Source organism: Vreelandella alkaliphila, assembly GCF_016107625.1.
GTDB lineage: Bacteria > Pseudomonadota > Gammaproteobacteria > Pseudomonadales > Halomonadaceae > Vreelandella > Vreelandella alkaliphila.
Genome location: NZ_JABASV010000009.1, coordinates 118,413 through 136,841, shown reverse-complemented (window position 1 = coordinate 136,841; position 18,429 = coordinate 118,413). Strand labels below are relative to the sequence as shown.

Here is an 18,429-nt window from a genome sequence, read left to right as displayed (position 1 = left end):
ACACAGCCACACTCACACGATCCTTAAATTCACTTCACCACAATGTTGCACTGCACAAAAACCCCTGTTATGCTGCAACGCAAGATAACTAGATATCAGCTGCGGTGGATGCTTAACAAAACCGTTGCTGATCAACCAACACTAACGGCACCGTCAATCAATGGGCCGATTAGTGGGCAATGGAACAGGAGTGTTTACCATGCAAACATTTAACACCAACGAAATGACTCAGCAGTTCGACAACATGTTCATGGCACCTGTGCGTGCATACATGACGCTAAGCATCGATTACTCTGAAAAAATGCTTAACGCACAGTTTGATGCCAACAAATCTTACGTAGATACCGGCATCGCCCAAATGCGTCAGCTGATGAGCGTGAAAGACGCCAACGGCCTGCGTAGCTACATGGAAGGCCAGCAAAAAGTGGCTAAAGAACTAGCTGAACGTGTAAAAGGCGATGCAGATAAAGTCGTTGCTCTTCAGCAAGACTTTTTGCAGAAAGGCCAAAAACTGACAGAAGATAATGTTAAGCAAGCGCAAGCTGCTGCTAGCAAAATGAGCAAAACTGCTTAATATCTGTTAGTTATTGACTTGCTGTCATTAAAACGCCCCTGCCAGATCACTGGCAGGGGCGTTTTATCAATTGCGCTTTACCAATTAAGGGCGGACTTAACGAAAGGAATAGTCAGCTTCCGTTTAGCGGATAACGATGCTTGATCAAGCGTTTCCAGCGCATGGCACAAATCCCCCAACTCTCTCGGCCCGCGATGCATAATGTAGCGCCCTACGTCATCAGGCAACTGCATTCCACGTACGTTGGCGCGAAGCTTTAACGCTGCTAGGCGTTCGTTATCATCCAACGGATGCAGATGAAACGTAACTCCCCAGGTTAGCCGTGACGCCAAGTCCGGCAATGCAACGTCTAGTTGGCGTGGAGACGTATTGGCGGCAATCACTAAGGCTTTTCCCGCATCACGCAGCCGATTAAAGGCGTGAAACAGAGCCTCTTCCCAACGCTTACGCCCTATCACATATTCAAGATCATCAATGGCGACGAGATCCAGACGTTCGATATCCTCCAGCATCAGCGGTGGAAAATGACCAAGGTCTGCCAATGGAAGATAAAGTGCCCGCTTATCTGCATCCGAGGCGGCATGACACGCCGCTTGTAAAAGATGGCTACGGCCACTGCCCGGCGCGCCCCATAAATATAAGAACGGCTCAGCATCTGACTTAAGCTGCCGGCTCAGGTACTCCATTAATGAAGCGTTTGCTTGTGAGGCATAGTAATTATTAAATGTCGCGTCGTCTCGCAACCCTACCCCAAGCGGTAGCTGTGCCGGTAATCGGCTCATGGTGACTCCCTTTCGTCGTGACGACCCAGTCCATCATTGTAATGTTGCTGTTCTTGCGGACGTTGCTCGGCATCATAGAGAGCACTGCCTTTATAGCGATCTTTAATTTCCCTTAAAAGCACCATAATGACCGCTGCGGCAGGCAATGCTAAGAGTACGCCCGTCAGACCGAAAAGATGACCGCCCGCCAGTACCGCAAAGATAACTGCAACAGGATGCAAACCTATCTTATCGCCTAACAGCTTAGGCTGAAGTATGACACTTTCTGCCGCCTGACCGATACCGAATACCGCGATCACGCCCAGCACAGCCCACCATGTATCAAACTGGAAAAGCGCTACGATAAGCGCCACTACTAACCCCACAATAAAACCAAGGAACGGCACAATACTGACAAGCCCAGACACAACACCAATCAGCAGGCCGAAGTTCAGCCCCATCAACGTTAGGCCCGCCGCATATATAATGCCTAAACACAGCATGACCAGTAACTGCCCACGTAGAAACGCTGATAGAACTTCATCGCAGCGCTGAGCCAAGCGGGAAACATCGCTTGTCCATTGACGAGGAACCAAATCAGCAAGACTAGAAATCAGCCTGCTCCAATCAAGTAGTAAATAGAACGTTACGACAGGAATCAGGGCGACGTAGGTAACCCAGGAAACGAAAGCCATCCCGGAACGGCCTATTTGACTTAACGCCTGAGCTGCATAGCTACCCGCATCACGCCAGTTTTCGATCAAAGTTTCTCTAACGTTCGTTAGCTCTGCGCCCAAATCGTAACCCGTCCACTCCTGAACCTGCGGCGCTAATATATTCTCAATCCAGTTGAAGACACTCGGCAACGCCTCTCCCAGCTGTTTTGTCTGCTGAACAACTAGCGGGATCAAAATAAGCAGGCTTAAAATAAGGATCATTAACAGGACAAAAAAGACGCTACTAACTGCCCAAGGCCGCTTCATGCCTAACCGCTGGAAATAATTAGCAAGCGGGTCAGCCAAATAGGCCAAAATTAAACCCGCAATAAATGGCATCAGTACCGCATCTAATAAGTAGAGGCAGCCCACCAATACCACCAAAAAAACAACGCCCCACCATGAATGTCGCATGCTCTTTATATCCCTCCTGGAAAGATGGTTAGCGCCCTTAGCGTACTGAATAGTAACAAAAGTAGCGTATTGAACATCGGTTAACGCCGCACATCGATGCGACTTACGTCTCTGGGTGTTACAATCCGTTCCGTTATCGCCCCAGCACTGGCCATTTCGCCAGCACTACCCGTATTGCTATAGGCTTCACAGGATCTGTCATGACCGATACCTCCACTTCTCAGGCCACTCCCTCACTCAGCTATAAAGACGCAGGTGTCGATATTGATGCCGGCAACGCGCTAGTTGATCGCATCAAACACGTTGCCAAACGCACGACACGCCCTGAAGTCCTGGGTGGCCTTGGCGGGTTTGGCGCACTGTGTGAGCTTCCCGCTGGTTATAAACAGCCAGTCCTGGTCTCCGGCACGGATGGTGTCGGCACTAAACTGCGTCTTGCCATGGACCTTGGTAAGCATGACACCATTGGCATTGACTTGGTCGCTATGTGTGTCAACGATTTGATCGTTGCCGGTGCTGAACCGCTGCTATTCCTTGACTACTATGCCACGGGTAAGCTGGATGTGGATATCGCTGCAGATGTCGTGACCGGCATTGGCGCTGGTTGCGAACTGGCTGGTTGCGCACTCGTAGGCGGCGAAACTGCGGAAATGCCCGGTATGTACGAGGGCAATGACTACGACCTGGCAGGCTTCTGCGTTGGCGTTGTTGAGAAGGCCGATATTTTAGACGGCAGCAAGGTAGCCGAAGGCGATGTACTGCTGGGATTGGCCTCTTCTGGCCCGCACTCCAATGGCTATTCATTGATTCGCAAAATTCTGGAAGTTAGCAACGCTTCACTCAATGATACTGTGGGTGGGCAGCCGCTTGGCGACGCGTTAATGGCGCCGACGCGTATTTATGTGAAGTCGTTGCTGTCGATGATGCGCGGCACAGATATTCCCGTTCACGCGCTCTCCCATATTACGGGTGGTGGTTTACTGGAAAACATTCCCCGTGTTCTACCCGATACCCTCGCAGCCCACGTTGATCTTTCTACCTGGCAGCGCCCAGAAGTATTTAACTGGTTACAAGCCCAAGGCAATGTCAGTGAAACGGAAATGCACCGCGTACTGAACTGCGGCATCGGCATGGTGGTTGTAGTTCCCCAGGCCCAAGCTGAAGACGCTATGGCGCACCTGCAAGCTCAAGGCGAGACCGTATATCGCATTGGTCAGATTATTCAGCGCCAGGAGGAAGCCGTCGTTTTGGAGAGCCTTCGCGCATGAGCAGTACTGACTTCAATAGTGGCACGTTCAACGACACCATAAACGACATGGCGCCAGAACCAACAGCGGCGCGACGTATTGTGGTGCTAATTTCTGGCAGTGGCAGTAATTTACAGGCGCTGATTGACGCGCAAAGCCATGATCGACTTGGTGGGGAAATCGTCGCTGTTATTTCCAATGAGCCGGATGCCTATGGCTTGAAGCGCGCCTTAGAAGCGGGTATTGAAGCCGTTGCGCTACCTCATCGCGAATATGACAGCCGCGATGCTTACGACGGAGCGCTAATCAAAGTCATCGAACGTCATGAGCCTGACTTGATTGTTTTAGCAGGCTTTATGCGCATTCTGACGCCCCGCTTTGTGCAGCGTTTTTTAGGCAAAATGCTCAATATCCACCCTTCACTGCTGCCCGCCTATCAAGGGTTAAATACCCATGCTCGAGCGCTGGCAGACGGTGTCAAACAGCATGGCTGTAGCGTGCATTTTGTCACTGAAGAGCTAGATGGTGGGCCTGTTGTGCTGCAAGCAGAACTGAACGTTACAAATGAAGATACCGTTGAGACGCTCAAGGAGAAGGTGCACGCTCGTGAACACCTAATCTTCCCAATTGCCGTTCAGTGGTTTCTGCAAGGCCGCCTGCAATATAGCGCTGAAAACGCCACCATGGATGGCCATCCCCTGCCCCCCCATGGTATGCGGCTCTCCCACACAGATGCTGCAGAAGAGCTAGACGAAGAGTTTGACGAAAACACCTAAACGTCACTGCTCTGACCATAAGAAACGCCTTACCGCTATTAGCGCGTAAGGCGTTTTTCGTTTAGCTTACAACTACTGTTACGTGCACTATTTACGTGCGAGGTAACGTAACGCCTCGTTGCCCCATATATTTACCACCGCGATCTTTATAAGATGTTTCACACATCTCATCAGATTCAAGGAATAGCATCTGAGCTACCCCTTCATGGGCATAAATCTTGGCTGGCAGGTTGGTAGTATTTGAAAATTCAAGCGTCACATGTCCTTCCCACTCTGGCTCAAGCGGCGTTACGTTAACAATAATGCCACAGCGCGCGTAAGTGGATTTTCCAAGGCAAATCGTCAGCACACTGCGCGGAATACGAAAATACTCAACCGTGCGTGCTAATGCGAAGGAATTCGGCGGAATAATACACACATCCCCCTTAACATCGACAAAGCTTTTGTCATCAAACGCTTTGGGATCGACAATAGCCGAATGTATGTTGGTAAACACTTTAAATTCATCGGCACAGCGAACGTCGTAACCGTAGCTCGACGTGCCATAAGAAATAACGCGCTGATCATTCACATAGCGCACCTGCTCAGCTTCAAACGGTTCAATCATGGCATCGCTTTGCGCCATGCGACGAATCCACTTATCAGATTTAATACTCATTTGTTACGTCATCACTCGCTAAAAGAAATAGTGGGGCCGCCGCTATGGCTGGCATTTACCGATTGCGCCACTTGTTTGGCAATATCTGCAAACGTGCGACTCACTGAGCTATCGGGTTCGGAAATCACGCTGGGGCGACCAGAGTCAGCTAACTCACGAATAGATAGCGTTAACGGCAACCGCCCAAGAACTGTCGTATCATACTCTTCCGCGATGCGATCGCCGCCACCGGTACCAAAAATAGCCGCTTCGTGGCCGCAATTTTCACAATGATAAAGACTCATGTTCTCTACCACGCCAAGCACTGGCACATTGACCTTACGGAACATCTCAATGCCTTTGCGGACATCAAGGAGCGCAATATCCTGAGGCGTGGTGACAATCACGGCGCCTGAAACAGGCACTTTTTGCGCCAGCGTCAGTTGGATATCACCGGTACCTGGCGGCATATCAATCAGCAGGAAATCCAGATTATCCCATTGGGTTTGTGTCAGCATTTGCTGAAACGCACCAACGACCATCGGGCCACGCCAGACCATCGCCTCACGGGTGTTAACCATAAAGGCCATCGACATCGCTTGAAGGCCGTGCGCTTCTAGCGGCAGAAACTTATTGTCCTCCGTCGCCTGAGGCCGTACGCCTTCTTTAACACCCAGCATTTGCGCTTGGCTAGGGCCGTAAATATCAGCATCCAGTACGCCAACACGATACCCCTGGGCAGAAAGCGCTAGTGCCAAGTTCACAGTAACGGTCGATTTGCCGACCCCACCTTTCCCCGATGCCACTGCTACTATATGTTTTACACCGTCCATCAATGGCACTCCTGTCTATTGCGACTAATCTATCCGTGGTTTGAATGATACTCCTAGGCGGCCTATTTCTAAACCAACATACAATCTAAACCAACATACAAAAAGCGGATGCAGGGGGTACCTACATCCGCTTTATTACGCTAGCAATCAGCGCACGATCAAGTGTATAGATCAGTTACTGTTTTGTTGATCCTGCTCTTCAGAACTTGCTTCTTCAGCTTGCTCAGAACCATTTGAATCAGCGTTGTCACTCTGCTCATCAGTAAGAGAAGGCACTTCGTCATTCGCTGCATCGCTTACATGCAAACGACTCTCCAAAGATGAAAGCTCGTCACGCCAATCACTAAGCTGGGTTTCCAGGCGTGCAAGCTGCTCTTCACGGGCTTCAATATCACTTTCAACATTGGCTACTTCTTCACGACCAATATCCAGCGCGACCATGAGATCATCCATCTCGCTGCGCACTTGGTCGAGGCTCTGTTGCTCTTCTTCGCGCAGTTGGGTTAACGAATCAACCTCGCTTTGCAACTCATCCCGCTCACTGGTGAGCGAGTCACGCTCGCTTTGCAAATTATCCAATTCGCTTTGAACGGCTGACACCTCTTCCTCAGTACCGGACAATTGTTCGCTAGCTTCGCTAATCTGGGTTTCTAAACCCGACAGTTCCTCTTGAGCGGCACTAAGCTCGTCAACGGCCTCCTGACGCTCTTGTTCAGCTTGCTGACGTGCCGACTCCGCTTCTTGGCGGGCCTCTTCGGCACTTTGACGAGCTTCTTCAGCTTCCTGACGAGCAGACTCAGCTTCGTCACGCGCGCTTACCACTTGATCACGTTCTTCTTTGAGTGCTTGCAAGTCGGCTTCAGCGCTTTCTACTTGCTCACTTAACGTATCGACTTCTTGCTGAAGTGCATCACGCTCAGCTTCTAGCTCTTCAAGACGCGATTGCACCGCACTTGTATCACGCTGAGCGGACTCTAGATCGCTTTGTGCCTGAGCCTGCTGCTCTTCCAGCGCTGCCATTTCCTCACGCATTGCACTTAAATCGGTCTCAGCTTGCTCAACTTCTGCAATCCGCTGGCTAAGCTGGTTATTATCTTGCTCGATGCTGGCTAACTGGCCTTCTAACGTTTCGACACGCTCTTGCCGTGTGCCCGAGTTCGATTGCGCCATAATTGCCCAAATAACAGCAATGGCGGCAATACCAGCAATGCCTTTGACACGGTTGTCTTTAAAAAGCGTTTTCATGCCTGGCTTACTCGCTGACGCTTGATTATCCGAGTGGTTTGCTTCTGGCATACTGCGTCCCTCTCTTCTTTTTTAGGCTACCGATATCAGCAGCGTTGATAGACATTTAGCACCTGACATTCTTTTACTAGCATACACATCTAGCAACATCTAGCCAGCGATCAACGTATATGACTAACGGCCCATACGGTTACCCGTTTGTTGGTTAGCCTAGTGTTTACTTTCCTTAAAGCCTATCGCATCGGCAGCGGCAACCTCAAACCAAGAAAGCGTGGCATGTAATGACACAACACTGCCAATAATCAATAATGTAGGCGGTGTAATCTCACCTTGGTGAAATGCCTCAGGCAGCTGTTGCAAAGAACCAATATGCGTACATTGGTGCTGTGTTGTGCCCTGTTCAATCAGCGCCAAAGGGGTACTGGGTGCGAGACCATGGTCCATCAAAGCCTGGCAAATGGCCTCTAAGTTACTCAGCCCCATATAAAATACCAAGGTTTGTCCAGGGCTAGCTAACGCTTGCCAATCAAGCGTGCTCTCTCCATGTTGCAAGTGGCCCGTGACTAAGCGAACCGACTGCGCATGATCTCGGTGTGTCAGAGGAATGCCCGCATAAGCTGCACAACCGGATGCCGCGGTAATACCCGGGATGACTTCTACCGCCACATTTTCAGCCATGAGCGTTTCTAATTCTTCTCCACCTCGGCCAAAAATGAAGGGATCTCCCCCCTTGAGACGCACAACTTGCTTACCTTGCCTGGCCCAAGCCACCAATGTTTGGTTAATTTCATTTTGAGGGACGCTGTGCAACGCCTTCGCCTTGCCAACGTAAAATCGCTCAGCCTTAGGCCCAATCAGGGCTAGCACTTCATCGCTAACGAGGCGGTCGTAGAGCACCACTTCTGCTACCTGAAGCCGCTTATACGCTTTCAACGTCAATAGCTCTGGATCCCCTGGGCCAGCACCTACCAAACTTACCAAACCACCGCCAACTTTTTGAGCGCTAACCGAATGGCCTGTCTTTATAGTGGCTGCCTTTACTTCTCTCAAAGAAACACCCCGACAATAAAAAATGATCCAATCTATTAAAATGCAATAGGCCTTCCCGTGTCGCGCCAAAGTTTCTATGGAAGACACTTAACGTCACACTAAAATTCTTTTATAGAATATATATAGATCAATTGATTTTAAAAAAAGCAAGCGTTGTCAGTAATGGCTTACATATTAGTTACGTTTTTAGGGCTAACCTTTACGATTAACTTTTATTTGGCATATGCTTTGGAGCTTCACGCATGCTCGTGAATGATACAGCCCCAGTACCGCACAGTACTGATAGTCTGATATCCCAGATACCAGGGGTTATTTTTCAATTCTATCGATCACATTGCGGCCGTATGCACTTTCCCTATCTGGAAGGCGGGGGCGAGGCGCTGGCACACATCGACCGACAACAATTAGCGCATGACGCTGGCCAACTTATTGAACACCTAACCGGTCACGATCACCCCAAAATCATGTCGTCTATTGAGCGATCTGCACGCTGGATGCTACCGCTCACAACTCGCTTCCGCCTCCCCTTCCCTAAAGGAAAACCGCACTGGATTGCGGTAAGTGCTAACCCTTCCCCGGCATCCAATGGTGTTCGCTGGAGCGGCATCATGATGGATATTACTGATCAAGTCGCTGAAGAGCAGCGACTAAGAAAACTCTGCGACACCGACCCTTTAACGGGATTGCCTAACCGTCGCAAACTCATGGTGCACTTAACGCACCTAGCCTCATTAAGCACGCGGCATGGGACGCCTTTATCTATCATGATGGTAGATATAGATTATTTTAAACAGCTCAATGATCGTTGGGGACACTTGCAGGGCGATAGCGTACTTGAACAACTTGCCGTGCAAACTCAGCAACTCCTGCGCTGCGAAGATATGGTGGCAAGACTTGGAGGTGAAGAGTTTATGGTCGTGTTGCCGCTTACACCGCTGCAACAATGCCATAAACTCGCTGACCGTCTCCGACATGCCATCGCAAGCTACGATTTTGGAATCGGTGCCGGCCAAGTAACCGTGAGCATTGGTGTAGCGGAGTATCGGTGCGGTGAGCCTTTAGCCAACTTAATAGAGCGCGCTGATCAAGCTCTATACAGCGCGAAAGAGGTTGGTCGCGACTGTGTATGCCTTCTACCCTAATAAGAGCAATTTTAAAAGGAGGCAACACATGACAACGCTTGCTCAGAAAACCTGTGAACCTTGCAGTAGCAACGCCATACCGCTCACTTATAGCGCATGCCAACCCCATCTAGAAGCACTTTCAGAGTGGCAGATTGTTGACCACGATGGCATCATGAAGCTGACGAGACAGTTTACGTTTCGCAACTTTGCCGATGCCCTGGCATTCACCCAGCGCGTTGGCGATATAGCAGAGCAGGCTGGGCACCATCCTGTCATTGTTACTGAGTGGGGTAAAACCACCGTGACATGGTGGTCTCATGCAATAAAGGGCCTGCATCTTAATGATTTCATTCTTGCCGCCAGAACCGACGAGGTAGCCGAATAAATGTTTGAGCAAATTGAGCGAGTCCCAGGAGATGCCATTCTCGGGCTGATCGAAGCTTTCAAAAAAGACACCAATCCCCAGAAAGTCGATTTAGGGGTTGGCGTATATCGCGATGCACAAGGCAATACGCCGGTCATGCGCGCTGTCAAGGAAGCAGAAGCTCGCCTGCTCAAGAATGAAACCACCAAGACCTATATTGGCTCTCACGGTGCCCCTGCTTACGGTGATGCTGTGCTGCCTATGGTATTAGGTACAGATTCTTCCGTATTGAAAGCCAACCGCGCGAGCGCTACCCAGTCTCCTGGTGGAACAGGTGCACTACGCTTAGCCGCTGACTTTATTGCTCACCAGCTTCCTGGAAAAGGAATCTGGGTCAGCGATCCTACTTGGCCAAACCATCACGGCATTTTCACCGCTGCAGGTATCGAACTTCACAAGTACCCCTACGTTGATGCTGACAACCGCCTTGATTTCGATGGTATGTTAGCAGCACTGAAAAAGATTCCTGAAGGCGACGTTGTGGTACTTCACGCTTGCTGCCACAACCCGACCGGCTTTGACCTGTCCAAAGATCAGTGGCAAGAAGTAATGGCGGTACTGAGCGAGCGCAAACTACTGCCATTGGTTGACTTTGCTTACCAAGGTTTCGGGGAAGGCCTGGACGAAGATGCCTATGGTGTTCGTCTGCTGGCTGAAAACCTTGATGAAGTTATCATCACCAGTTCCTGCTCAAAGAACTTTGGCATTTACTGCGAACGCACTGGCTGCTTGATCCTGATTGCAAAAGACGCCGAGCAGATGGAGAACGTTCGCTCTCAGGCTGCCATTGTGGCCCGTGAGAACTACTCTAACCCTCCAGCCCACGGCGGCGCGATTGTTAGCGAAATTCTCCACGACGCTGAGCTGTCTGCAATGTGGCGTGAAGAGCTGACCGAAATGCGTGATCGCATCAATACGCTGCGTCGCGACTTCGTTGAAGCCCTTAAGCCTTACGGCCTTGATGAAAAGTATGCATGCGTTGCAGAACAGCGTGGCATGTTCTCTTACACCGGTTTAACCCCCGAGCAAGTAGACCGCCTGCGTGACGAATTCGGTATTTACATGGTGCGCTCTGGCCGTGCCAACGTTGCAGGATTCTCACACGAGAATTTACCTTACCTCGCTAAAGCCATCGCTGCCGTTAACGAATAACGCCAGTGAGTTGTTAACCTTAGTGTCAACAGCTAAAACGCCCAGGCAAATTGCCTGGGCGTTTTTGTAGATGAATTGAAGATAAGCCACTGAACAGGCAAGCGATTGTTATGTACAATTGCCCGCTTGCCGCCAGAGCCTGGGGCGCCCGTGCGGCGTCCGCTACAACGCAATGCTTGACCGATCAGTCAAATCTTCGGCACACTCAGCATAGCCTTGTATACAACACACCATAACTAAGAGGCCTATCATGGCGGCTGTCGGCACTCACTATCCGTGGTACAAAAAAGAAGATACCGACGCGTTCTTCGCGCTGTTTCAAAACAATATTGCCAACTTTGTCATTATCGCAATTACCATGCTGGGCATGGGGTTCCCCACATCCATTGTGTATGGTCAGGTGTTACCTGGTGCCGCAGTGGCAGTCATGGCAGGCAATTTTTATTACGCATGGAGTGCCGCTAGGCTCGCACGCAAAGAAAACCGCAGCGATGTCACCGCGCTCTCCTACGGCATCTCCACACCGGTCATGTTTGTGTTTCTATTCGGCGTATTGCTCCCCGCCAAGCAGTTAACCGGTGACGCGGAATTAGCCTGGAAAGTTGCCGTGGCCGCCTGCTTTATTAGCGGCGCAATAGAAGCCTTGATTAGCATTATTGGCCGCTGGGTGCAGTATCACCTCCCACGGGCGGCCATGTTGGGCGCTGTTGCTGGCGTCGCACTCACCTTTATTGCCGGTGAGATGCTATTTAAAACCCTGGAAATGCCTATCATTGGACTTCTGGTGCTCGGCATTATCATTGTTGGTCTTGTGGCCCGCGTCAGCATGCCATTTAAGCTACCGACATCGCTGTTTGCCATTGTGGTCGGTACTGCGATGGCATATTTGATTGGCGATGCGGGCAGTGAACGCTTTAGCGATGCTTTTACACATTTAGGGTTCTACCCCCTACTGCCTAATTTGGCATGGTATGAAGGGCTAGGCTTGCTGTTTACCGGCATGCTGGCCGTACTTACCGTCGTGCTCCCCATCACCCTCTATAACGCTATTGAAACCATGAATAACGTTGAAGCGATGGAAGCGGCTGGCGATAAATACGATGTGCGCGAGTGCCAGGCAGTGGATGGAGCAGGCACGATGATCGGCGCTCTATTTGGCGGCGTATTCCCGACAACTGTTTATATCGCAACGGTGGGCGCGAAGTGGATGGGGGCAGGACGAGGCTACAGCATTTTAAACGGTGCCGTTTATGCCCTCGCCACCATGTTTGGTCTGATCGCTGCCTTAGCGGCCATTATTCCGGTCTCAGTAGTGGCCCCTATCTTGGTATTTGTCGGCATGTCGATGATAGCCACTGCATTTCAAGCGAACGATACCCGCTATTATCCGGCCATTGCGCTGGCGATGCTGCCCTACTTTGCCAACTACGTAATGACACGCTTCAACCGGGGTGCTGGTGACGTCGTCAGCGATATTTCCAGTGCCATTGTTGTCATGGGACAAGGTGCGATGTTTATGGCCATCTTCCTAGGGGCCATGACAGTATCGGTGATCGATCATCAGTTCCGGCGTGCAGCCGCATTCGCCGCCATTGCGGCAGGCTTCTCATTTGTAGGACTGATGCACGCCCCAAAACTGGCCTTCAACGCGGCGCCTGAATTTGTCATGGGTTACTTGGGCATGGCATTACTGTTTATGTACTTCTCGTTCCAGGAAGCCCCCAAGAAGCACTAAACTGCATTACTTGCTGAATCCCGCCTGCCGATGCGGGCGGGATAAAATGCGCTTGAGCACTATCCAAGCAACCATACCTGCCAACACGTTACCCAATGCCGCACCAGCGGCTAAGCCTGTCCAGCCAAACAACTGCGCACCCAACCATAAACAAGGTAGATAGCAAATAAACAAGCGTGCGCTTGAAAGCAGCATTGCTCTAAGTGGCCAGCCGAGAGCGTTACCTGCAGACACCACCAGCATACACACGCCCAGCGCAGCATAACTTGGCAACAAAAAGCGAATTAGCAGCGCGAGCTCACTTTGCACCTCCTGGTTCCCGGCTAACACCATAGCCACCCAGGGTGAAGCCAGCGCCAGCAACAGCCCCAGGCTAAGCTGCCATATCAACGCGACATTCACTGCCAAGCGCATCAGTTGCTGAATCTGTCCCCAGTCGCCCGCGCCATAGCAACGCCCAAGCCATGGTGGTAGCGACATCGTCATCGCCAATATCACCATCAGCGAAACCGTTTCTAGGCGGCTGGCAAGTCCCCAAGCCGCCACTTGGGTATCTCCTAGGCTAGCAACAGCCGCAATCGCCAACATCGCCGCCAGTGGCGGCATCAACTGGCTAACCATAGCAGGAGCAGCAATACCGGTAAAAAGCCGCCACGAGCGCCTAGCTTCTTGCCATAGTGCGGTATTCGTCGTCCACTTTCGATGCTTTAGTTTAATACTGCTGAATAACAGCCCCACAAAAAATGCAATGGCGGTCGCCCAAGCCGCGCCCGCTAGCCCCCACCCCTGCCAAGAACCAATACCAAAAATAAATAGCGGATCCAATCCCAGATTAACAAGGCTACTAAGCACCATCATCTTACCTGGCAGCCGTGTATCGCCGTGAGCACGAAACACGCTATAGATAAAATAGAGCAGCGCGCCTAGCCAAGCCGAAAATAGCTGTGGCCCCCAGTAAGCGCGAATATAGACCAGCGCGCTATCATCGGCACCTAGCAACCTGAATATGGGTACTTGAAGAAACCAGAGCACTACAGTTAATAGACCGATGACAAGCCCACCGGCAATTAGCACCAGACTACCTAACCGCTTCGCTCTACTCTCTTCTCCAGCCCCTAGAGCTCGGGAAATCAGCGCCGCAATCGCGATCCCCATTCCCACTTGAATACCAATAATCAGAAATGACAAAGGAAAGGTAAACGACTGAGCGGCCAAGGGCGCTGTTCCCAAACGGGCAATAAAAGCACTATCTACAAGCTGGAAACCCAATAGCGCCAACACGCCAATGGCCATCGGCCACGTTTGACGCCATAAGGTTATCGCCAGCTCGCGTTGCTGCATAATGACCGCTGCCAAAGAGAAATCCTCAAAACAGAGTAGATAACGGTGAACGCCACCTAGTTAACAATACTTACAACCTACGAGATGTAAGTTGTTTCTAGTAACTCCCAACGCAAAAGCGCCATCACCCAGGCAAGGGTGATGGCGCTTTTTGCTTACACTCGCTTACTGACGAATGCCTTCAAACGTCACGTAAAGCTCCAGCTCGTGCATTGATTCTGGGAAGTCGCTCATATCAATGCCGAAATCATCCAGTGTTAACATGGTGCTGCCTTCAAAACCTGCACGGTAATTGCCCCAGGGGTCATCACCTTCACCCATTAAGGTAACAGGCATTTCAATTTCTTGTGTCTCACCATGAAGCGTTAGTTCACCGATTACGACGCCTTCATTTTCACCCGTTGATTCAAAACCTGTTGAAGTGAAAGTTGCCGTAGGATATTCGCTGGCATCAAGAAAATCGCTGCTCAAGAAGTGACGATCACGCTCTGCATGATTAGTGTTCAGGCTGCTCACCTGCACTTCCATTTCTACAGAAGAGGCCTCTAAATCTTCTGGGTCATAAGAGAATTGACCGTCAAACTCTTCGAAAGTACCCAGAATATAGGAAAAGCCGAGGTGGCTAATTTTGAATTGAACAAAGGCGTGCTGGCCTTCAGTGTCAATTTGATATTCTGCTGCTTGCGCTTGGCTGAACGTCGCTAGCGAAGCGGCGGCAATTGCAGTAGCAAAAGCGGTTTTCTTTAACATCGTGGAAATCTCCTTTATTTTCCTAATAAACACTACGAGCAAACTATCAGCGCAGTGGACAAAAAAATTCCATTACCGCTTGCGGCCATGAGCAGGGTTAACCATCCGCACGAGTGTCGAATGGCGATCCCACCAATGATGCTTCATAGCGGCTAGCGCGTGCCCTGCGGCCAATACCATAAGTGCCAGGGCGCTGTACCAGTGAACATCGCCTGCCAGACTAGCTTGATCAGGAAGCCCGTGGAGCAGCGCTGGCACTTCAAACCAATCAAACACACTAATTCCGCGCCCGTTGGCAGTAGAAATCAAATAGCCACTAACAAGCACTAACAATAACAAGACATATAACATTATATGCCCAGCATGGGCAGCTAGACGTTCAAAGCGACTACCCTCTGCATGAGGCGTTGGTTGAATCAAGCGCCATACCAAGCGAGCAAAGGTAGCTATTAATAACAAGATACCAATCGAGCGATGCACCCACGGCGCTTGGTTATACCATGTATCGTAGTAGCCAAGATCTGTCATCCACCAACCTAAAGCAAACAACCCTACAATGGTTAATGCACTTAGCCAGTGAAGAGTAATACTAATGACTCCCCAACCACTCTGCGTGTTCCGCCACATCCTTGATTTCCTCATTTACAACAGCGATAGCTCATGCCCGCTGTAAGTACATACTTATATAAAGCATACCGTCTTGCTAATCAAAACACTGCTGAAAAAAGCAGAACACACCATTCGTAAAAAACGTTTGTTAAAAACCATTCGTAAAAAGCCGTATTAAAAACAATATCGTTAGCCAAACAAGCAATAAAAAACCGGCCACGAATGGCCGGATTATCAAAACGCTATTTGAATCGCTCAGCTAGCCGCCAAAGCATCCAGGCCAGCGGCAAGATCATGCTGAATATCAGCTTGGCTTTCCAACCCTACCGCTACGCGAATCAGCCCTGGCGTGATGCCCGCAGCATCTTTCTGCGCATCAGAAAGACGCCCATGGGTGGTGGTAGCCGGATGGGTAATCGTCGTTTTAACATCCCCTAGATTGCCAGTGATGGACAGCATGCGCGTTGCATCAATCACTTGCCAAGCCCCTTTTTGGCCACCTATCACTTCAAAGCCTAATACGGCCCCAAACCCTTGCTGCTGTTTTTTGGCAAGCGCATGCTGAGGGTGGGCTTCTAAACCACTGTAATACACTTTATTAACGGCCGGGTGTTGATCTAACCAGAGCGCCAAAGTCAGCGCATTTTCGCAATGCGCTTTCATGCGCAACGATAAGGTTTCAAGACCTTTGGTGAAAATCCACGCATTAAAGGGGCTCAGGCAAGGCCCGCAAGTACGTACCACACCAAACACTTCTTCCAATACGTCGTGTTTACCAACCACTGCGCCACCCACAGCACGTCCCTGGCCATCCAGATACTTCGTTGCTGAATGGATAACTAAGTCAGCGCCAAGTGCAATTGGCTGCTGAAGTGCCGGTGTTAAGAAGCAGTTATCAATCGCCAAAAGTGCACCACTACGCTTAGCAAGTTCAGCTAATGCTGGAATATCTGCGACTTCAGACAGTGGATTGGAAGGTGTTTCCGCAAACAACAGTTTAGTATTTGGGCCGATGGCCTCTTCCCAGGCAGAAACGTTAGATAGCTCTACATAACGAGTCGTGATGCCAAATTTTCCCAGGTATTTGTCAAACAAACTCACGGTAGAACCAAACAGCGACCGAGATGCAACAATTTCATCGCCGGCACTTAGCAGTGCCAACGCCGTCGATAAAATGGCCGACATACCCGAACTTGTTGCCACGCACCGCTCACCACCTTCAAGCGCCGCCAAACGGCGCTCGAACGTATGCACAGTAGGATTAGTAAAGCGCGAATAGACGTTGCCCGGCTCCTGCCCCCCAAACTTGCGCGCGGCTTCAGCCGCGCTTTCGTAAACAAAGCTTGAAGTGGGAAAAATGGGCTCGGCATGCTCTTGCTCAAACGTACGGTGATGGCCCGCGCGAATGGCAAGGGTCTCTAGCGACCAATCATCCTGGTGACTATCATCATGCATGGCTGAGCACCTTTTAAAACGTCAATAAAAGTTGTAATACGAGCTATTAAGCGGCATTAGTCGTCAAGATCATCATCATCTTGGTTATGCATATCCACTAGCGCATGGTCGCCCGCACTTTGATCTTTAGCCGCGTCATTACGACTCGCTTCAAGCACCGCCAAGTAGGCATCATCAATATCGCCAGTGACGTAGTTACCGTCGAAGACTGAGCAATCAAACTCATCCATCTCAGGATTAACCTCACGGCAAGCTGCTTTCAAATCTTCCAGGTCTTGATAGAAAATTCGATCTGCACCAATCAGTTGGCCAACCTCTTCTTCTGTGCGGCCATGCGCAATCAGTTCTTTTGCTGCTGGCATATCAATGCCATAGACATTGGGGTAGCGAACGGGCGGAGCAGCAGAAGCGAAATACACTTTACGAGCCCCTGCATCGCGAGCCATCTGAATAATCTGCTTACAGGTGGTTCCTCGCACAATAGAGTCATCCACCAGCAGCACATTTTTGCCTTTGAATTCGACATCAATGGCGTTCAATTTTTGACGCACCGATTTTCTACGCTGCGTTTGGCCCGGCATAATAAACGTACGGCCAATATAGCGGTTCTTCATAAACCCTTCGCGGTAGGTCACACCCAAGTGCTGAGCCATCTCAAGGGCAGAGGTGCGCGACGTATCGGGAATTGGAATGACAACGTCAATATCGTGATCAGGCCATTCGTTAAGAATGCGGTCGCCAAGTTTGCGTCCCATCTGCATACGCGTGCCATACACGTAGGCACCATCAAGAATAGAGTCGGGGCGCGCCAGGTAAACATGCTCAAAAATACAGGAAGTCAACACAGGTCGATCAGCACACACCTGGGTGTGAATCTGTCCCTGCATGTCGACGAAAATCGCTTCACCTGGTGAAAGGTCACGCTCCAGCTCAAAGCCACCTACATCTAGGGCGACGGATTCCGAAGCAATCATGACCTCCTGGCCCTCGTCACTTTGGCGAGTACCAAATACCACGGGACGAATACCATGAGGATCCCGAAATGCCACCATGCCAAAACCGTTAATGATCGCGACCGCCGCGTAGCCGCCTTTGCAGCGCCGGTGCACTCTACGAACGGCATCAAAAATATCCTCGGCTTCCAGGTGCAGACCCTGCTTACCCAGCTCATGGGCAAATACGTTTAGCAAAACTTCAGAATCAGAGCTGGTATTGATGTGACGAAGGTCAGTCGAGAAAAGTTCTTGCTTTAACTGCTCAGAGTTAGTCAGGTTACCGTTGTGAGCCAGCGCAATACCGTAGGGGGAATTGACATAAAACGGCTGAGACTCAGCTTCACTAGAGGAACCAGCGGTTGGATAACGTACGTGACCAATGCCAAGGTTACCTTTTAGGCGAGCCATGTGGCGGGTATGGAACACATCTCGCACCAGCCCGTTACTCTTGCGCAGTAGGAAGCGTCCCTCGCTCCAAGTCATCATGCCGGCAGCGTCCTGGCCCCGATGCTGAAGTACGGTCAGAGCATCGTAGATTCCCTGATTTACCGCCTGCTTGGCCAGAAGGCCCACTATACCGCACATTCAAGT

The 18,429-nt window shown here is 50.5% G+C and carries 18 protein-coding genes; 7 read left to right on the top strand and 11 right to left on the bottom strand.

Annotation, left to right across the window (positions count from 1 at the left end; translation table 11 throughout):
• Nucleotides 1-199: 199 nt before the first annotated feature.
• Nucleotides 200-574: a phasin family protein gene (locus JFC11_RS14445; RefSeq protein ID WP_038483751.1), complete on the top strand. Its 375-nt coding sequence runs from the start codon at nucleotides 200-202 to the stop codon at nucleotides 572-574.
• Between the two features lie 77 nt (nucleotides 575-651).
• On the opposite strand, the gene hda is transcribed toward JFC11_RS14445, so the two are convergent.
• Entirely contained in the window at nucleotides 652-1,356 is a 705-nt protein-coding gene (gene hda / locus JFC11_RS14440; protein WP_038483749.1) for a DnaA regulatory inactivator Hda, read from the bottom strand.
• Complete coding sequence (locus tag JFC11_RS14435; RefSeq protein WP_095604132.1) at nucleotides 1,353-2,465, bottom strand: AI-2E family transporter; 1,113 nt, start codon at nucleotides 2,463-2,465, stop codon at nucleotides 1,353-1,355. Before JFC11_RS14435 ends, hda begins: the two co-directional genes overlap by 4 nt.
• Nucleotides 2,466-2,665: 200 nt before the next feature.
• Here JFC11_RS14435 and purM point away from each other — a divergent pair, with 200 nt between their 5' ends.
• The gene (purM, locus tag JFC11_RS14430) at nucleotides 2,666-3,733 is read left to right on the top strand and encodes a phosphoribosylformylglycinamidine cyclo-ligase (RefSeq protein WP_095604133.1); all 1,068 of its coding nucleotides are present in this window, start codon (nucleotides 2,666-2,668) and stop codon (nucleotides 3,731-3,733) included.
• Complete coding sequence (purN, locus tag JFC11_RS14425; protein ID WP_095604134.1) at nucleotides 3,730-4,488, top strand: phosphoribosylglycinamide formyltransferase; 759 nt, start codon at nucleotides 3,730-3,732, stop codon at nucleotides 4,486-4,488. The genes purM and purN overlap by 4 nt, the downstream gene beginning before the upstream one ends.
• Nucleotides 4,489-4,579: 91 nt before the next feature.
• Here the strand turns inward: purN and dcd are convergent, their stop codons facing one another.
• The 4 genes from dcd to cobA all read right to left on the bottom strand — a co-directional run bounded on the left by dcd (nucleotide 4,580) and on the right by cobA (nucleotide 8,184).
• On the bottom strand, nucleotides 4,580-5,146 hold the full coding sequence (gene dcd / locus JFC11_RS14420; RefSeq protein WP_038483741.1) for a dCTP deaminase: 567 nt from the start codon (nucleotides 5,144-5,146) through the stop codon (nucleotides 4,580-4,582).
• An 11-nt stretch (nucleotides 5,147-5,157) separates the two neighbouring features.
• Nucleotides 5,158-5,958 (bottom strand): iron-sulfur cluster carrier protein ApbC, encoded by an 801-nt coding sequence (apbC, locus tag JFC11_RS14415; protein WP_198349827.1) that lies wholly within the window; start codon nucleotides 5,956-5,958, stop codon nucleotides 5,158-5,160.
• Nucleotides 5,959-6,129: 171 nt separating this feature from the next.
• Complete coding sequence (locus JFC11_RS14410) at nucleotides 6,130-7,254, bottom strand: coiled-coil domain-containing protein (protein ID WP_198349826.1); 1,125 nt, start codon at nucleotides 7,252-7,254, stop codon at nucleotides 6,130-6,132.
• A gap of 159 nt (nucleotides 7,255-7,413) precedes the next feature.
• On the bottom strand, nucleotides 7,414-8,184 hold the full coding sequence (gene cobA, locus JFC11_RS14405) for a uroporphyrinogen-III C-methyltransferase (protein ID WP_038486736.1): 771 nt from the start codon (nucleotides 8,182-8,184) through the stop codon (nucleotides 7,414-7,416).
• 311 nt (nucleotides 8,185-8,495) lie between these two features.
• On the opposite strand from cobA, the gene JFC11_RS14400 reads away from it, so the two are divergent.
• The 4 genes from JFC11_RS14400 to JFC11_RS14385 all read left to right on the top strand — a co-directional run bounded on the left by JFC11_RS14400 (nucleotide 8,496) and on the right by JFC11_RS14385 (nucleotide 12,688).
• Nucleotides 8,496-9,395: a GGDEF domain-containing protein gene (locus tag JFC11_RS14400; RefSeq protein ID WP_038483735.1), complete on the top strand. Its 900-nt coding sequence runs from the start codon at nucleotides 8,496-8,498 to the stop codon at nucleotides 9,393-9,395.
• Nucleotides 9,396-9,423: 28 nt separating this feature from the next.
• Entirely contained in the window at nucleotides 9,424-9,762 is a 339-nt protein-coding gene (locus JFC11_RS14395) for a 4a-hydroxytetrahydrobiopterin dehydratase (RefSeq protein WP_038483733.1), read from the top strand.
• Nucleotides 9,763-10,953 carry an amino acid aminotransferase gene (locus tag JFC11_RS14390; protein WP_038483732.1) on the top strand — a complete coding sequence of 397 codons (1,191 nt, stop codon included), beginning with the start codon at nucleotides 9,763-9,765 and terminating at the stop codon, nucleotides 10,951-10,953.
• A 250-nt stretch (nucleotides 10,954-11,203) separates the two neighbouring features.
• Nucleotides 11,204-12,688: a uracil permease gene (locus JFC11_RS14385; RefSeq protein WP_038483730.1), complete on the top strand. Its 1,485-nt coding sequence runs from the start codon at nucleotides 11,204-11,206 to the stop codon at nucleotides 12,686-12,688.
• A gap of 6 nt (nucleotides 12,689-12,694) precedes the next feature.
• Here JFC11_RS14385 and JFC11_RS14380 read toward each other — a convergent pair whose 3' ends face one another.
• The 5 genes from JFC11_RS14380 to purF all read right to left on the bottom strand — a co-directional run bounded on the left by JFC11_RS14380 (nucleotide 12,695) and on the right by purF (nucleotide 18,423).
• Nucleotides 12,695-14,029, bottom strand: a complete 1,335-nt coding sequence (locus tag JFC11_RS14380; RefSeq protein WP_038486733.1) for an MATE family efflux transporter — start codon at nucleotides 14,027-14,029, stop codon at nucleotides 12,695-12,697.
• Between the two features lie 165 nt (nucleotides 14,030-14,194).
• Nucleotides 14,195-14,779: a YceI family protein gene (locus JFC11_RS14375; RefSeq protein WP_198349825.1), complete on the bottom strand. Its 585-nt coding sequence runs from the start codon at nucleotides 14,777-14,779 to the stop codon at nucleotides 14,195-14,197.
• Nucleotides 14,780-14,851: 72 nt separating this feature from the next.
• The gene (locus tag JFC11_RS14370) at nucleotides 14,852-15,406 is read right to left on the bottom strand and encodes a cytochrome b (RefSeq protein WP_038483725.1); all 555 of its coding nucleotides are present in this window, start codon (nucleotides 15,404-15,406) and stop codon (nucleotides 14,852-14,854) included.
• Nucleotides 15,407-15,643: 237 nt separating this feature from the next.
• Nucleotides 15,644-16,843: an O-succinylhomoserine sulfhydrylase gene (locus JFC11_RS14365; protein ID WP_120387042.1), complete on the bottom strand. Its 1,200-nt coding sequence runs from the start codon at nucleotides 16,841-16,843 to the stop codon at nucleotides 15,644-15,646.
• Nucleotides 16,844-16,899: 56 nt separating this feature from the next.
• Nucleotides 16,900-18,423 carry an amidophosphoribosyltransferase gene (purF, locus tag JFC11_RS14360; protein ID WP_038483721.1) on the bottom strand — a complete coding sequence of 508 codons (1,524 nt, stop codon included), beginning with the start codon at nucleotides 18,421-18,423 and terminating at the stop codon, nucleotides 16,900-16,902.
• Nucleotides 18,424-18,429 lie beyond the last annotated feature (6 nt).